Annotated in this window: 12 protein-coding genes; 6 read left to right on the forward strand and 6 right to left on the reverse strand. The window is 41.7% G+C overall.

All coding sequences use genetic code 11. The annotated features are described in order from the left end of the window. The 6 genes from BACCELL_RS11375 to BACCELL_RS27390 form a co-directional block, all read left to right on the forward strand. On the forward strand, positions 1-343 hold a 343-nt coding region (locus BACCELL_RS11375), incomplete at its 5' end, for an ROK family protein (protein WP_007211935.1). Positions 344-681: 338 nt separating this feature from the next. Then, complete coding sequence (locus BACCELL_RS11380; RefSeq protein ID WP_007211936.1) at positions 682-1,245, forward strand: RNA polymerase sigma-70 factor; 564 nt, start codon at positions 682-684, stop codon at positions 1,243-1,245. 199 nt (positions 1,246-1,444) lie between these two features. Further along, positions 1,445-2,389 carry a FecR family protein gene (locus BACCELL_RS11385; RefSeq protein WP_007211937.1) on the forward strand — a complete coding sequence of 315 codons (945 nt, stop codon included), beginning with the start codon at positions 1,445-1,447 and terminating at the stop codon, positions 2,387-2,389. Between the two features lie 150 nt (positions 2,390-2,539). Next, entirely contained in the window at positions 2,540-5,977 is a 3,438-nt protein-coding gene (locus BACCELL_RS11390) for a TonB-dependent receptor (protein ID WP_007211938.1), read from the forward strand. Between the two features lie 18 nt (positions 5,978-5,995). Further along, complete coding sequence (locus BACCELL_RS27385) at positions 5,996-6,937, forward strand: RagB/SusD family nutrient uptake outer membrane protein (RefSeq protein WP_007211939.1); 942 nt, start codon at positions 5,996-5,998, stop codon at positions 6,935-6,937. Next, the gene (locus BACCELL_RS27390) at positions 6,888-7,955 is read left to right on the forward strand and encodes a RagB/SusD family nutrient uptake outer membrane protein (protein WP_248604792.1); all 1,068 of its coding nucleotides are present in this window, start codon (positions 6,888-6,890) and stop codon (positions 7,953-7,955) included. Before BACCELL_RS27385 ends, BACCELL_RS27390 begins: the two co-directional genes overlap by 50 nt. Positions 7,956-8,126: 171 nt before the next feature. On the opposite strand, the gene BACCELL_RS11400 is transcribed toward BACCELL_RS27390, so the two are convergent. The 6 genes from BACCELL_RS11400 to BACCELL_RS11425 all read right to left on the reverse strand — a co-directional run. Then, a complete protein-coding gene (locus BACCELL_RS11400; protein ID WP_007211941.1) occupies positions 8,127-9,767 on the reverse strand; it encodes a SusD/RagB family nutrient-binding outer membrane lipoprotein in 1,641 nt (546 codons plus the stop codon). Between the two features lie 18 nt (positions 9,768-9,785). Beyond that, positions 9,786-13,187, reverse strand: a complete 3,402-nt coding sequence (locus BACCELL_RS11405; protein ID WP_007211942.1) for a TonB-dependent receptor — start codon at positions 13,185-13,187, stop codon at positions 9,786-9,788. A gap of 187 nt (positions 13,188-13,374) precedes the next feature. After that, entirely contained in the window at positions 13,375-14,310 is a 936-nt protein-coding gene (locus BACCELL_RS11410) for a FecR family protein (protein ID WP_007211943.1), read from the reverse strand. A 424-nt stretch (positions 14,311-14,734) separates the two neighbouring features. Beyond that, the gene (locus BACCELL_RS11415; RefSeq protein ID WP_007219491.1) at positions 14,735-14,923 is read right to left on the reverse strand and encodes a hypothetical protein; all 189 of its coding nucleotides are present in this window, start codon (positions 14,921-14,923) and stop codon (positions 14,735-14,737) included. An 89-nt stretch (positions 14,924-15,012) separates the two neighbouring features. Then, a complete protein-coding gene (locus BACCELL_RS11420) occupies positions 15,013-15,573 on the reverse strand; it encodes an RNA polymerase sigma-70 factor (protein WP_007211946.1) in 561 nt (186 codons plus the stop codon). A 158-nt stretch (positions 15,574-15,731) separates the two neighbouring features. After that, a partial coding sequence (locus tag BACCELL_RS11425; RefSeq protein ID WP_007211947.1) for a S1 RNA-binding domain-containing protein occupies positions 15,732-16,474 on the reverse strand: 743 nt, incomplete at its 5' end.

A 16,474-nucleotide genomic window follows, 5' to 3' on the forward strand; every position in this document is an offset into this window, starting at 1 on the left:
CGGCCATGCCGGTCTGGCAGCGCACCTTGGCACTACGGATATACCTGCCATCATAAAGTCTATTGAAGACGGAGATGAAAAAGCCGAATTGGTGCTGAATGCCATGATCTATCAGGTTGCCAAAAGCATTGGAGCTGCCGCCGTTGCGCTTTTCGGTAAAATAGATGCAATCTTGCTGACAGGCGGTATTGCCCATTCAGAGTATGTTATTTCCCGTCTGAAAGAGCGTGTCTCTTTTCTTGCTCCAGTGTATGTGTACCCTGGAGAAGATGAGTTGGAAGCGCTTGCTGTTAACGTTTTGGGAGCATTGCGCGGGGAGTTGCCGATACAAGTCTATAAGTGATGATTGGTGGGATATAAGCCCGACGGTTGTTTCATTCCATGAAAATTATGTTTATGCCAAATGGTAACTTCATTTACATACTGAGGCAAAGGTCGTTACATGCCGAGGTAAAGAGCGTTACAATATGGGGTAAAGGTCGTTACATCCTGCGGTAAATGCTTTTACATCCTAGGGTAAATAGTAGGTAAATGTAATGTGTTGATAGAAAAGTAGTAAGCATATGTTCGTTTCCCTCCGATCAAAAAGATAATTCTCCCAACGGGTTATTGAATGTTTATTGCTAACTTTGCTATATGATATTTAGTGCAATGAATGAAAAACATAATAAAGTGTGACTGATGAATGATAAAATAGGAAATACTTTCAGTGATATCTATGCCTTTTATTATAAGAAATCTTTTTTCTTTGCAAAGTCTTATGTTCACGATGATTTGGCAGCTGAAGACATCGCTTCCGAGTCATTGATAAGGCTGTGGGAGAAGCTGAAAATAGAAGCGATAGATTATGTGGAACCCCTTCTACTTACTATCTTGAAGAATAAAGCTCTGGATTATCTGAAACATGAGGAGGTGAAACGCACAGCTTTTGAATCTATGACTGACTGGCATCATTTTGAACTTTCCACTCGAATTTCCACTCTGGAAGCCTGTAACCCCGATGAGATCTTTTCGGAAGAAGTGGAATCTATTGTTCGTGAGACTTTAGACCTTCTGCCAGAGCAGACACGCCGGATATTTCTTTTAAGCCGTTTTGAGAATAAGTCGAATAAAGAAATTGCCGAAGAAATGAAAATTTCCATTAAGGGAGTGGAATACCATATTTCAAAGGCATTGAAGGTACTACGGGTATCCTTGAAGGATTATCTGCCCCTCTTTTACTTCTATTTTTATATTAAATTCTAAATTATACGTTGTTCTTAAGATAGAGAACATAAATGAGATTTAATCGGAAATCTATCTTTTTGCCTCTTTTCAATTAGCCGTCTGATAAGCGCATTTCTTATCATTTCTTCTACTGAATAAAGTACTACTTCATTTTTTTTAGTTTTTCTTTTAGGGATGTTTCCACTTTAGTCGTTAACTATATAGAATAGCATAGAATATGGATACAGAGTTATTACAGAAATATATATCCGGTAATGCCACGGAAGCAGAGAAGCGGCACATAACCGAGTGGATGCAGGAAAAGCCTGAGAATATGCGTGAATACATGGCGCAACGCAAATTGTATGATATCGCTTTGTGGCGTACACTGCCGGCAGTGGTAGAAAAGAAAAAAGCAGGAAAAAGATTTTCTGTGCATACACTCTGGGTGGAAATGGCTAAAGCAGCGGCAGTGGTTGCAATCGTCTTATTAGGTACACACTATTGGGATAATAAACATCAGACTGTGGAAAGCAGTGCACTTCAATCTATTTATGCGCCTGCCGGACAACGGACGGAAATAATGTTGGCAGATGGTACGAAGGTGTGGTTGAATTCTCGGAGTACATTGACTTTCCCGGAAAAGTTTAAAGATAATAACCGGAAAGTAAAATTAGATGGTGAGGGTTATTTTGTAGTAGCTAAGAACAAAGAGAGGCCTTTTATAGTGGAAACGAGTAAATGCAATGTAAAGGTGTTAGGTACGGAATTCAACGTATTGGCTTATGCGGAAGATAGTGTCTGGGAAACTTCTTTGCTGAAAGGAGCGGTAGAAATTCAGCTATCGGATCCATCCGCAGGAGTGTTGAAGTTGGAGCCAAACACAATGGCAAGCCTGAAAGGTACCAGGCTGGTGAAAGGACGTATTAAAGAACCAGACTATTTTTTATGGCGTGAAGGTTTGCTTTGTTTTAATGATATATCCGTCAGGGATATGATTGAAAAATTGAAACTTTATTATGGAGTGGATATTGTGGTAAACAATACCAGTATATTCAAGAATCGCTATACAGGCAAGTTCAGAACCAAAGATGGAGTGGAGCATGTGCTGAAAGTACTGAGATTGAATAATAGATTTACTTATACAAAAGATGATGAAAACAATGTGATAACTATTAATTAACCCTTTAAAATATTCTGCCTATGGAATAACACACATCATATTTTATAAAAATGGGACAGTGCTGCAACACTATCCCATGGAAGTCAATGATACATTGACATTTTCTTCTAATAATCTTAAGTTAAAACCTAAAATTAGTAATACAAATATATGAAAAATATTTTGTACCAAGAATCTATTGTAGAAATTAAACATTTATTTCGGGTTATGAAAATCACAGCTCTGGCCTTGTTTTTATTTGTCGGAACAGCTTTTGCCACGAAATCTTATTCACAGACCATGAAAGTTACAGTTGTTTCGGACCGTATATCAACAGGCAAAGTTATCAACGAGATAGAAAAGCAGACTGATTATCTGTTTGTGTATGACATGAATGAGGTTAATCTGAAACGTAACGTCAAAGTTCATGCACAAGATAAACCGGTGGCAGAGGTCTTGAACGAGGTCTTTGAAGGGACTGATATTTATTATGCTATGGAAGGCAAGAATATCATGCTGATGAATAAAGCAAAAGAGAAAGCTTCTGAAAAACAAGCTGATGATAATAAGGTGACAGGATCTATAAAAGATATGGCCGGTGAACCGATCATTGGTGCTAATGTTACGATAAAGGGACAATCAATAGGTACAATTACAGATATAGATGGGCGTTTTATTATCAATGCCCCGGCTAATGCAATTCTACGGATTACATACATTGGCTATATTCCGCAGGAAATCAAAGTGGAGAATAAAAGAGAACTGAAAATCATTCTGCAGGAAGATACGGAAACGTTAGACGAAGTGGTAGTGGTGGGGTATGGTGTTCAGAAGAAATCGGACGTTACCGGTGCTATGATTCGTGTAAATTCGGATGAACTGAATTCCCGACCGGCAGCCAATGCTTTCGAAGCTATGCAAGGTAAAGCGGCAGGTGTGGATATTGTTAGCAATGAACGTCCGGGTGAAATAGGAACTATCAATGTACGCGGTGTACGTTCGTTGAGTGCCAGCAATACTCCGCTTTATGTAGTGGATGGTATTCCTTTAATGTCGACAAGTGGCATTGAGACTTTGAATCCACAGGATATAGAATCCATTGATGTCCTGAAGGATGCCTCTGCTACTGCTATTTATGGTTCACGTGGTGCCAACGGTGTCATTTTGGTTACTACTAAACAGGGCAAGGCGGGCAAGATGTCATTGAACTATTCGGGTACGATGACCATTGAAAATTTGCAGGATTACTCTGAAATGATGAATTCTGCCGAATACATTGAGTGGCGTCGTTGGGCTTATTACTATAAAGAACCGAATAAATATCCGAGGGGTGACGAGCCTGATAAGGATAGTGATTATCTGATTTTTAACGGAGCAAAAGATCCTTATGCCTGGAGGAACATTGAAAAAGGCTGGGCTGGTGGTAGCTGGAATGCATCTGCGGTTCCTACAACGGATTGGGCTGATATGGTTACACAAACCGGTGTTACCCATGAACATACGTTGAGCGCCAGTGGTGGTACGGATAAAGTACAAGGTTATGCTTCTATCGGCTATCTGGATAATGAGGGTACCGTGAAAGGTCAGTCTTACACTCGTTATACAGCCAAAGTCAGCTTGAATCTTGATCCGACCAAATGGTTCAAGATGGGCTTGAATGTCAACGGGACTTTCAGTGAACAGCAATATGGTTCTTCGGCTAAGGCTGTAGGACAGATGATCAGTGACCGGCCATCCAATCTGTATGCAGCTTCTACCAGTTTGTATCCGTATGCCGTGCCCTTTGATGATGAGGGGAACCGCATTGATTATCCGGGTGGAGATGATAAAGTGAAAACGATAGTCAACGAATGGAATTATAGTGAGAATGAACGTCGTATGTTCCGTGCTATCGGTAGTCTGTATGCCCAGTTGAACTTGGGTGAGATCTTCTCTCCTCTGAAAGGGCTCAGATATCGCTTCAATTTTGGTCCCGACTTTCGTAGTTACCGTAATGGAAGTTTTGCAGATGCGAACTCTGTCAGTCGCGAGGGAACCAATCGTGCCAGTTTAACGAATCAATCTGATTTTTCATGGACACTTGATAATCTTATCTACTATGATAAGGAAATAGGAAAACACTCTTTGGGAGTGACTTTACTGCAAAGTGCCACTAAATATCGTTATGAAGAATCCTCTATGGCTGCTTTAAATATTCCCCTGGCCAGTGCCAAATGGAATGCGTTGAGTAAAGCAAATATTTCTGCACTGGATGACTGGGGGAGTGATTTAGTAGAGAAGCAGTTACTCTCGTATATGTTCCGTTTAAATTATGATTATAACAGCAGATACCTCCTCACGGTTTCCGGTCGTTGGGATGGCGCTTCGCAGCTTGCCAAAGGTAATAAATGGGCATTTTTCCCTAGTGCGGCGTTGGGCTGGCGTCTTGATCAGGAAGGATTTTTGCAGGATGTAAGTTGGCTCAATCAGTTGAAACTACGTGTGGGAGTCGGGGTTACCGGTAACTCCGCTATTGATCCTTACCAAACAAAGGGGGCCGTTGTTCCTATCTATTATCCTTATGGTGACAGTTCCACTTCAGGCTTCGTAGCTTCCGATCCTGTAGCTACGGGTGGTACGGTTGCTATGGCAAATAAAGACTTAACTTGGGAAAAGACCACCCAATATAATATTGGCGTTGATTACTCTGTACTGAACGGAAGAATTTCGGGAGTTCTGGATTTTTATACTTCGCGTACAACAGACTTATTGATGCAGATGGGAATTCCTTCATTAAATGGTTATACCCAAACTTATGCCAATGTGGGGGAAACTTCCAATATAGGTGTGGATATCACATTGAATACTGTGAATATCCGGACCCGGGACTTTGAGTGGTCTACCAGTCTAAATGTCGCCTGGCAGAAAGATAAAATAGAGGAGTTGGCAAATGGTAAAGAAGATGATATTAATAATAATTGGTTCATCGGAAAGTCATTGGGAGTGATCTATGGCTATGAATCTGCCGGAATCTGGCAAGAAGAAGATGCGGCTGAAATGGCTGAATTTAATAAGAAAGGACATTCGTTTCAGGTAGGTATGGCACGACCGGTAGACCAGAATGGTGACCATAAGATTGATCCGAATGATGACCGTATAGTAGTGGGACATACACGTCCACGCTGGACTTTGGGTATGACCAATACTTTCTCTTATAAGAATTTTGAGCTTTCCTTCATGTTGTACGGTCGTTTTGACTATATGGTTGATACAGGTGGTGAGTGGCAGGGAGGCCGCTACACTCAGCGTAAGATAAATTACTATAATGAGAATAATAAGAATGCTGAATATCAGAAACCTATCCATGATGATGGAGGCGGTGATCCCTACTACCGGATTCTGGGATATAAGAACGGTTCGTTCCTGAAAGTGCGTAATGTTTCATTAGGTTACGTTTTCCCGAAGAACATGGTGAGCAAATGGAATCTATCTAATCTGAAAGTATATGTGCAGGCTAAGAATCCGGGGCGTATCTTTTCTAATATAGATTTTCTGGAACTGGACGCTTCGCAGAATTTAACATCTACCTGGAACCGTGGTTTCACAATAGGATTGAATGTAGGATTTTAAACTAAAAAGCAAACAATTATGAAATTATATAAGAATATTACATTCGGCTTATTAGCCTTGACCTTGGGAGGCGTGGTGGCTTCCTGTAGTGATTTTCTGGATGAAAAGCTTACCACTCAACAGACTACCGATTTCTTTGATACACCGGAAGGTATTGATCAGCTGGCTGTGGGCATTTACAATAACCTGCGTTTCCATTTCTTCAAGGAGAATGCCTATACTACCACTAATTACGGTACGGATGAGTTTACTGTGGGTGGTGATGGTTCCAATAAAGTGTGGAATAATTATGATGGTAGTTTCCAGTCACAGATTGTAGCCGCTAATTCAAATACTACGATGGCCGAAAGCCTTTGGGATGCCATGTATATCGGAATCAACAATGCGAACCTGTTGTTAAGTAAAATAACTCCTGATAGTTATACCGGTACGAATAAGAAGACGTATATGGGCGAAGCCTATTTCCTGCGTGGCTTTAATTATCTGAAGTTGGTTTCCCAGTATGGAGGTGTACCCTTGAAATTAGAGTCGAGCTTTGTACCTGTCCGTGAGTTCACCCGTGCTACGGCAGAAGCCACGGTAGAGCAGGCGATTGGTGATTTGAAGAATGCTTATGATCTGTTGCCGGCGACGGTAAGCATGGTGGGGAAGATTAGCAGGGATGCTGCGGCTCATTTTTTAGCTAAGGCTTACTTGTTCCGTGCCAGTGAAATTAATGATGGATGGAACAGTACGACTAAAGAATCTGACCTGAAAGAAGCCTTGAAACTGGCCAAAGAAGTAATTTCACGTCATCAGTTAGCCCCCAATTTTTCTGATCTGTGGCATTATACGGAACCTGACGGAGCGAGTGAAAAATTAGATGAGATTATTCTTTCGGCACAGTTCTCTTCTGACAAATCTTCCAGAAGTGCCGGTACTAACAGATGCCATCTCTTCTTCTTTGTCTGTTTACAATAATTTGCCTCAGATGAAACGTGACTTGGCTGGCGGTCGCGAGTACCAACGTTTAAGAACCACATATTATATGTATAATATCTATGATATGATTAATGATTCCCGTTTCTGGAAAAGCTTTAAGACTAAGTATGCTGTTAATAACCCGAAAGCGGGTTCCGGTTACGAAGTGGGAGATTTGGGCGTGATGTATGTTGTCAATCGTCCGGGTGATACCCGGTTCGATGGAGTGCAACTCAGCGGAAAGGTGATTGATGAAAAGACCGGCAAAGCCATTCCTACTACATTTGTGACTTATCCGAAAGATCGTAACGGTAGGGACGATGTGGCATTATATGATGATGTAAGTCGTTTTGTAGCTCTTAATAAGTATATTGATGGTTCGCGTGAAACGGTCAGTGACATGGGAGGCAATCGGGATGGTATTCTGGCCCGTCTTGGTGAAACTTATCTGATCGCTGCTGAAGTTCTGATTCGCCAAGGCGAATATGGTGATGCTCTGCATTACATTAATGAACTCCGCAAGCGTGCTGCCTACAAGAACGGGGAAGATCGTTCGGCATATTGTGACGGTGGTGCATCATATAATGAAAATGCCTTAGGATGGCAGATTGACGGCATAAACTCTTATTACACCGGAAATTCTTATTATGAGTCCAATGATATTGATAAGACTACACTTCCCACTGATCTTGAAATAACAGATATACATAGTCTTCCGGCTGAAGATGAGGCTGTCATTTCAAAACTGAAATATAGCTCTGATTATGATCGTATGATGTGCCTTTTGCTGAATGAGCGTTCCCGTGAACTTTGCGGTGAGTTTTATCGTTGGGAAGACTTATCAAGAACAAAAACATTGGTGGCACGTACCAAAGCTTTTAATTCGGATGCTGCTCCTAATATCGATGAACATCATTGTTTGCGTCCTATCCCTCAAACTTATCTGGATGCTATCCAAAAGGATGGTCATGCGTTGACTTCCGAGGAAAAAAAGCAACAACAGAATCCTGGTTATTAATAATGGATGATAAACTGACATATACCAGTCTTTATGTGTATCTGAAAATATAGACAAAAAAAGGAGTAAAGTCCCCCAAATGACTTTACTCCTCCCAATCTTTTTTTCCTCGTAACTAATACGGAGAAAAACACCACTAATCAAAATTCTATACCTTGGTCTTATTGGAATTTAGAAATTATTCTTTCCGGCATCCCACCAGAGACGAGTACCACCTGTGTCGGCACCACCCAGTGCTCTTGTTAATGAACTGTACTGAGTAGGATTAGATGTTTTCAGACCTTCCGGATATGGGAGACGACGGATCATCTCATCTGTGTTAATGGCACCACCGCTATTATTCACTTTGACTTTAAATAATTTCGGATAACCGGTACGACGTTGCTCTGTCCATGCTTCATTACCTTCGGGATATATGGCAAGCCATTTCTGTGTCATGATTTTCTCAAATTGTTCTTCTGTACCGTTGGCATCCGCCCAATTGGGAGTAGTAGTGATGCGTGCATTCATATCGAATTGGGTATCGAACGGATCTTTGTAATCAGCTGGTGTCTTGTCACTTTGCAGGTAAGCATCAACTCCACCTACTCCCCATTGCTCAAAGGATGTTTTTACACCTGTCTCATAGCATATTTTGGGATCTTCTGTAGAGATGCCTCGTAAAGCAGCTTCTGCACGAAGGAACCATACCTCGGCAGCAGTCATTAAAATAGGGTTCGTTTTTTGACTGACTGTGCTCTTTGAACATTCTTTATAGCGATTGTCGGCAGAAAGCAAGCCGGTTCCCTGTGGTACGCCTTTGTAGCTTCCAGCGTACTCAAAGAGCTGCGGAAGTTCTTTCACTACATCGTTCTCTTTCCATGTGATAACTGCACCATTTGCCGGATCATAATATTTGGACATGCGTGGATCATCATATCCGGTCAGTACAGATTCCATGGTGGCCCCCATGAAGACTTCCCCCCATGACTTGTTGATTTCACCCAGCGGATTATTGTAGCCGCCGGCAGTCGATACGGAAATAATCTCATTTGGTGCTTCCAGGAATTGCCCGAGGGTGAATGATTTCTGTGCTTGCTCGGTGGCAAGAGCTTTGTCTACGTTAGCAACACGCATGGCTAGACGCAAACGCAATGAATTGCCAAATTTAACCCATTCTGCCAAAGTCTTGTTAGGAGTCAGCATGTCGGCGTCTTTATACGGCTCTACGCCGGGATTGTCCTTGATAAAACTTTGTAAAGAAGTGATTCCTTTTTCCAGATCGGTGAAGAATTGTTTGTAGGCTGTCTTCAGATCATCTACATTGTCACCTTCTTGTCCGAATTTACTATATACCAATGGTCCGTAGCAATCTGCTACACGGTGCATCAATTCAACCTTCAATATTTGGGTTACAGCTAACAGTGCAGGCTGCTCTACGTTGATTTGTTCGCACTTCTGTACTTCGGGCATAATGTACGAGTAATTGTATGTCCAGTGAGTAGAAGTCCATCCATCGTTCAGTGCATATACGCTGTTCTTATCATTGAAACCTTGATTGAAATCATGGAAATAGCCTGAGAACATGTCTTGCCCCAAATTTTGTGCGATTTGGAAAGTCCAGTTTTTACCTTCGCCCCAGTCGTAGTTAAAGTAGATACCACTCTGGATTATTTCAAACTTCAACAGATATTTTTGGAAATCATATTCCTGCAATTCGGAGTCAAACCCTGTATTGTTTCTGTTATCTGCTTCAAAATTGTCGGTACATGCGACTGCGATACCCAGCAATCCGCTTGCAAAAAGTATGGTTAGGAATTTATTATATTTCATAATCGTAAATGCTTTAAGTTAGAATGTGAATTTGATATTGAAACCAATGTTTCTGGTAGAAGGCATGCCGAATACATCTACACCTTGAAGTGAGTTGCCAACAGACAAGGTTGCATCCGGGTCGAACGGTGCATCTTTGTAGAAAAAGAACAGGTTGCGTGCTACCAGCGATACATCGATACCCTTGAATGCCTTCGTCTTTTCCAGCAGTGATTGCGGGAAAGAATAGCCGATTGACAATTCACGCATACGGATATTGGTAGCATCATACATATAATATTCGGATATACCATTACGACCACCTACTGATTTAAAGAATGGTTTAATATGATTCTCGTCGAAGCGAGTTCCTTCGTATTCTATGTAACCTCTATCACGGGCCTGTGCCGTTGCTTTGGTCACGCCATTTTGGTCAAGGACTGCTTGTGTCAAGGACATGACATCACCACCTACGCGGGCATCGATCAGGAAATAGAGACTGAATCCTTTATAGGTAAATGTATTACTCCAACCCAATAAGCAGTCGGGATTTGCATTACCCAGATAGTCGTTGTTACCAGTCTTTACAAGAGGACTTCCATCTTCATTGAGCTTTATTTTTCCATTCTCACGCACGAATGCATTTCCGTAGATATCGCCCAGGGAACCACCTTCTTTGATGCGCATCAGGTAAGCCATAGAAAGTCCGGAACTACCATAAATGAATGAAGTATAATCCGGGTGAAGAGAAATGACTTCATTGCTGTTTGTTGAGAAGTTGACGGCAGTTTTCCAACGGAAATTATCATTCATAATCGGAGTTGCATCTACTGTTAATTCTATACCTTTATTACGGATCTTCCCGGCATTGATATAGCGATATGCATATTTGTCTCCTGCGGCGGTGGGCATTCTCAACAATTGATTCTTTGTATCAGTCTGATACCAGGTAAAGTCAATTCCTAAGCGGCTTTGGAAGAATCTCCATTCCGTACCAAATTCGATAGAACTACTGATTTCCGGTTTCAGATCGCCCTTATTGTATGTGTCGGCTGCTTGCAATACACCACCGGCCTGAATAATATCTACAAGGTTAGTGATACCGATAGGCAGGTCGTTACCTACTTGTGCCCATGAACCACGTACTTTACCAAAGGAAATCCATTCCGGTAGTTTTAATGAGTTATTAATGATCCAGGATAAACCAACGGAAGGGTAGAAGAAGCCTGAATTCATACTTTCCGTATGAGCCAATGTGGAAGACCAGTCATTACGTGCTGTAATGTCAAGATACAGGGCTTCGTCAAAGCCGATTTGTGCTGTTCCGAATACAGACTGAATGGTACGTCTCTGATCAATCTCCTGATTGATGGAGGCATTAGAGCCCATAACGATATTGGCAACCGTAAATAAGTTAGGTTTGTAAAGTGAGGCGATTTTAGAGTCGAGCATCAGTGAGTTGACTTTATTCTTGTTGATACTGGTACCGACAGCGGCATTCAATGACCATTTGTTCCATGTTTTATTGAACATGGCCATTACGTCGGCATAAATCTGGAATTGTTCGCTTTCCGACCAAACATAACGTCCGTTACTCTTTTCGTTATAGGTACCTGTAATATTGGGAGCTGTAGATGCATACATTTTCTGATCGAACTTGTCGCTTACATAGTCTGCATTACCACGGGCTTGCAGGGTTAACCAATCGTTTATTTTCAGGCTGGCACTTAGGGATGCCATAGCGCGGTAACGCTTATTGGTGTTGGTAACACGATTCTTAATCCAGTAAGGATTTTGTGACCATTCGGAAACGTCTGTATACCAGTTTTGTACAGGCATACCATTTCTTGTCGGGTCGGCTACTTCAAAATTAGTAGCATATTCAGACATGTCCATTCCACGTGGGAAACTGTACAGGTCGACCAATGGATTCAGGTATATACCTCCGGATGCAGTGCTATTCTTAATCTTTTGTGTCATCAGGGTAGCATTTCCATCGAGTTTCAGACGGTCATTGAAGAAACTCGCTGTTTCGCGGAACGTAAGGTTGTGCTTTTGCAATTTGTTGGAATCAATGATACCTTTGGCTGTAGTGTTGGCATAAGAGAAGTAAGTCTGCATCTTCTCGTTTCCGCTTTGTACGGATATAGAGTTAATAGCGGTTACACCGTTACCGAGGAATTTGCCAACATTATCGTAGTCGGTTAATGACTTTTTTTCTCCCCAACTGTCAGTTCCGCTGGGGCCATACGAATTCTGGAATTCCGGCAGACTGATGGCATGATCGATGGTCAGATTTGAAGAGAAAGTAACTCTTTGCATACCTGCTTTACCTTTCTTGGTAGTTATTAAGATAACACCGTTGGCTGCTTGTGATCCGTAAAGAGCGGCGGCAGAAGCACCTTTCAGAATGCTCATACTTTCAATGTCTTCGGGATTCAGGTTGGAGATACCATCACCGGCGTCACGATTCACACCGTCATTTTCTCCACCCATAACGGTGGAAGTCGATTCGGTAGTCGTATTTAGCATAGGGACACCATCGATGACATATAACGGTTGGTTATTGCCTCCTTCGTAAGCGGAACGTGTACCACGGATAGAAACTTTGGCTGAGCCACCAAGGCCGGATGCGCTCTTATTGATTTGTACACCGGCTGATTTACCTGCTAATGCGGTTATCATATTCGGATCTTTGGCGCGTGTCAGTTCATCGCCACCCACTTGTTGGGTTGAATAAGTCAATGAAGCTGCTTTTTTCTTGATACCCATAGCCGTTACCACAACCGTTTCCAGTGACAGGGCTTCTTCCTGCATCTGTACATTGAGAGTTTTCTGCCCGTTGAGAGCAATCGTTACAGGCTGGTATCCGATAAAGCTGATAACCAGCGTTGTATTAGTCGGTGTATTTAGTGTAAACTCACCGTCTATATTGGTAATGCAACCGTTTGTAGTTCCTTTTTCCACGACATTGGCACCGATAATGGGTTCACCTTTTGTATCGGTAACAACACCTTTTACAGAGATATTTTCTTGTTGTACGGTAGCAATGATTTCACTGGCCTTTTCATTTTGTTTGGTCAACACAATATTCTTGCCTTCCATTACATATCTGATGTCGGTACCATTAAAGATTTCGTCCAAAACTTCGGACACCGGTTGATTGTCTGCATCTACATTTACGGTGCGGCGCACGTCCACACTTTTCTTATTGTAGACAAACAAATACTCGGTCTGAGCCTCGATTTTATCGAGGATTTCGCCTACTCGTAACTCAGAACGGGGGATGCTGATTCTTGTACTCTGAGAGTAGGTAGCGTGGCTGTACGCCTGGAACGTTACAAACAAAAGAAGGAATAGTGTGATCTTCATAGTTCGTAATATTTGCTTAAATACTAAACTTTTTGGGCAAAAAAGCCCATTCAAAGAAATTTTTCTCATATCTTTGTAATGTGTTAAGTTAATAAATTGATTAAGGTCGATTTTTGACTGTTTCGGATCGGAAAGTATGGGGGTACTTTCCGATCTTTTTTGTAGGGGTAATTAGCAGACTGTTTCTTTTATTTCATAATGCTTTTCAGTTTAAGGGGTTAGTACTAAATTTTAAGGTTTTATCTTTGATATCAAATTATTTCTCGTAAATGAAAATCGAATCTTTTTCTTCGTTGATGCTGAATTCAAAAGGATGGTCTTTTGAAATGGTTCGGAGAATATGCTCTATACCATCCTGTTCGCGGAATTTTCCGGTACAACTGTCATAGTTCAGCAATTTAGGATCGGAAACGGTTATTTTTACATTATAGTACATTTCAAGTTTAGTGAGGATGCAGCTGAACGGCACATCATCAAAGCAGTACAATCCTTCTTTCCATCGCAGATATTCATAAGAAGGGAGTATTACCTTTTTGCATTTCCCGTCATAGTTGCCAAAGAATTCCTCTTTCTGTAAGCGGGTGATAACCTTATTACAGTTGGCAGGATAAATGTCCACAATACCTTCTACAAGGGTGGTTTCAAACTCTTTGCTTCCTGCATAGGCACAAACATTAAAGCTGGTACCTACAACTTTCACCTTATTCATCTCTGTGTGCACGTAGAAGGGGATATCTTTGTTTTTTGCCACTTCAAAGTAGGCTTCACCATCCAGTTCTACGTTTCTTTCGCCACGCCCAAAGTTGGAAGCATAGGTCAATGTGGACTGTGCATTCAGCCATACCCGTGTGCCGTCGGCAAGAGTGATTTGTGCACGTTGTCCGGCGGGGACGGTTACTGTTTGTGGCAGGGATGCCTGATTATATAGATAATCATTAGTCATGAAATAACCGCATACGCCTACGATGATAACGGCTGCTACGCGTATTCCCCATTTTAGTATTGGAGCCAGACGGAAAGTCTTTTTTCCGGCACTTTGTCTGTCGGAGAATAAGGCGACATCAAACATCATACGTTCTTTCAAGAAAGCTTCCCGATTTTCTTCCGAGGCTTCCACCCAGTCAAGGATGCGCTTTTCTTCTTCAATGGTGGTGGTTCCTTTAAAATACTTATATAATAGTTCTTGGTTCATAAGGTACTTAATTTGTTTGTTGAATAAGGGTGTTTTTTTCTGTCCCTCTATAATTAATACAGGTGAATTTGGAACTACCCTAACGGAAAATGAAACTTTTTTTGTTTTTTCTTCGAAATGAGTTGGAAACAGAGAAATTGTCGGGAAGTGATGCTCTGGAAGCAGGCGGAATGAGATGTGTAATTTTGGTCAGGAACTCTTCTGAACCGTATCCAGTTCGTTCCTGCTTCGCTTCTATAGGAGGATGAAAATAGCGAAGCAGGTACGAGGAGAGTACGAAGAAGATAGGAACCGGGTATAGAGCGGATCGCTTTGTTCTGTTTTTCGGGTACTCCAAACGTAAACGCATAGAATATCCGTGTGATGCACCGGAGGCACATCAGGACTTTATGGAATGTGACAGGAAATTAATTAATTGCCGGTATTAACTTGCCGGATTGGGAATTATGGATACAATGTAACATTCATCCGGAGCTTCGGCTTTAAATAGATTGTAAGCAATGCCTATGGCTTCCTCCGGAGAGTTTGCTTCAATATTCTTGTTGACATTCAGGGTCTCGAAAACTTGTTCTCCCTCGATAAGCACGTAGTATATTATTACAATATATCTCATAACTACCATGTTTAATAGCCAGCAATATTACTGATTTTACAAACATATATCTTTTATTTATATTATCAAAGAAAAGCAGGAGAGTTTTACTAAAGTAGGATAGAGGCGAGATAATCTTTCAGTTCCACACGCAGAATACGTAGGGCTTTGGTGATATGGAATTCTACTGTTTTGAGAGAGATATTCAGTTGTTCGGCTATTTTCTTGTTTGGCAGGTTGCTATAACGGCTGAGCATAAAGATTTCGCGACTTTGTGGTGGCATCTTGTCCAAGGCTTTGTTTACGATATGCTGTATCTCCGTACTGAAAATCTTGTCGGGCTCACAATCTTTCAACGTGGCAATACGCAAGTCTAATTCGCGCTGACGGTGCGAATTCAAATCTTCCTCAATACGCAGGCGGGTTTGTTCGTGTTCCAGGTAATTGAGTGCCTTATTTTTGATAATGGTAAGGAGCAATGCGTGCAGACCTTTATCTTCTTCCCAGCGGTCTCGACATTCCCACAAAGAAATCATAGATTCCATAAGAATATCTTCAGCTTCTGCCCAGCTTCTGATGTAGGAATAGGCAAAGGCAAGAAACTTTTCCTGATTCTCTCGAAAGAAACGAGAAAATAAATCCATAGTATGTAGGTTTCCGGCTAAAGGCATTTTTAAATATTCTCTCTCTTATTTAAGGTTTATATGGTAAAGTAACATAATCTTTTTGGAATACGCAAAAGTCTTAAAAGTTTTTTCTTCCTTTTTTTACAAAAAGAAAGCCCGGCGGGTTTCCGTCGGGCTTTATATGCTGAATAATAAGGTGTTTCTTATTTCTTTTCAGGTCTTTCTTGTCTTTCCGGTCTCGGAAGCAATACTTTGCGGGAAAGTTTGAACTTACCGGTCTTCGGATCAATATCAAGCAGTTTCACTTCGATTTCATCACCTTCCTTGATACCGGCCTCTTCTACTGTTTCCAGACGTTTCCAGTCGATTTCAGAGATGTGCAACAAACCGTCTTTACCCGGCAGGAACTCAACAAAAGCACCATAAGGCATTACAGAACGTACTTTACCTTTGTATACTTCACCAACTTCCGGTACGGCAACGATGCCCTTGATAAGACGCATAGCGTCATCAATGCTCTTCTTGTTAGTTCCGGAGATTTCTATTCTTCCGATGTTGTCTACTTCTTCGATAGTGATTGTAGCACCGGTTTCTTCCTGCATACCTTGGATGATCTTACCGCCAGGGCCGATTACTGCACCGATAAACTCTTTAGGTATAGTCATCGTTTCGATGCGCGGAGCATGAGGTTTCAGTTCTTCACGTGGTTCTTGGATAGTTTCCAGAATCTTGCCAAGGATGTGCATACGTCCTTCTTTAGCCTGGTTCAAAGCGCGTTCCAGGATTTCGAATGACAGACCGTCTACCTTGATATCCATCTGAGTAGCTGTGATACCATTCTTGGTTCCTGTTACTTTGAAGTCCATGTCGCCCAGGTGGTCTTCATCACCAAGGATGTCGGACAATACAGCATATTTATCTTCGCCCGGATTCTTGATCAATCCCA

The sequence above is a fragment of the Bacteroides cellulosilyticus DSM 14838 genome, from assembly GCF_000158035.1.
Taxonomy (GTDB): Bacteria; Bacteroidota; Bacteroidia; order Bacteroidales; family Bacteroidaceae; genus Bacteroides; species Bacteroides cellulosilyticus.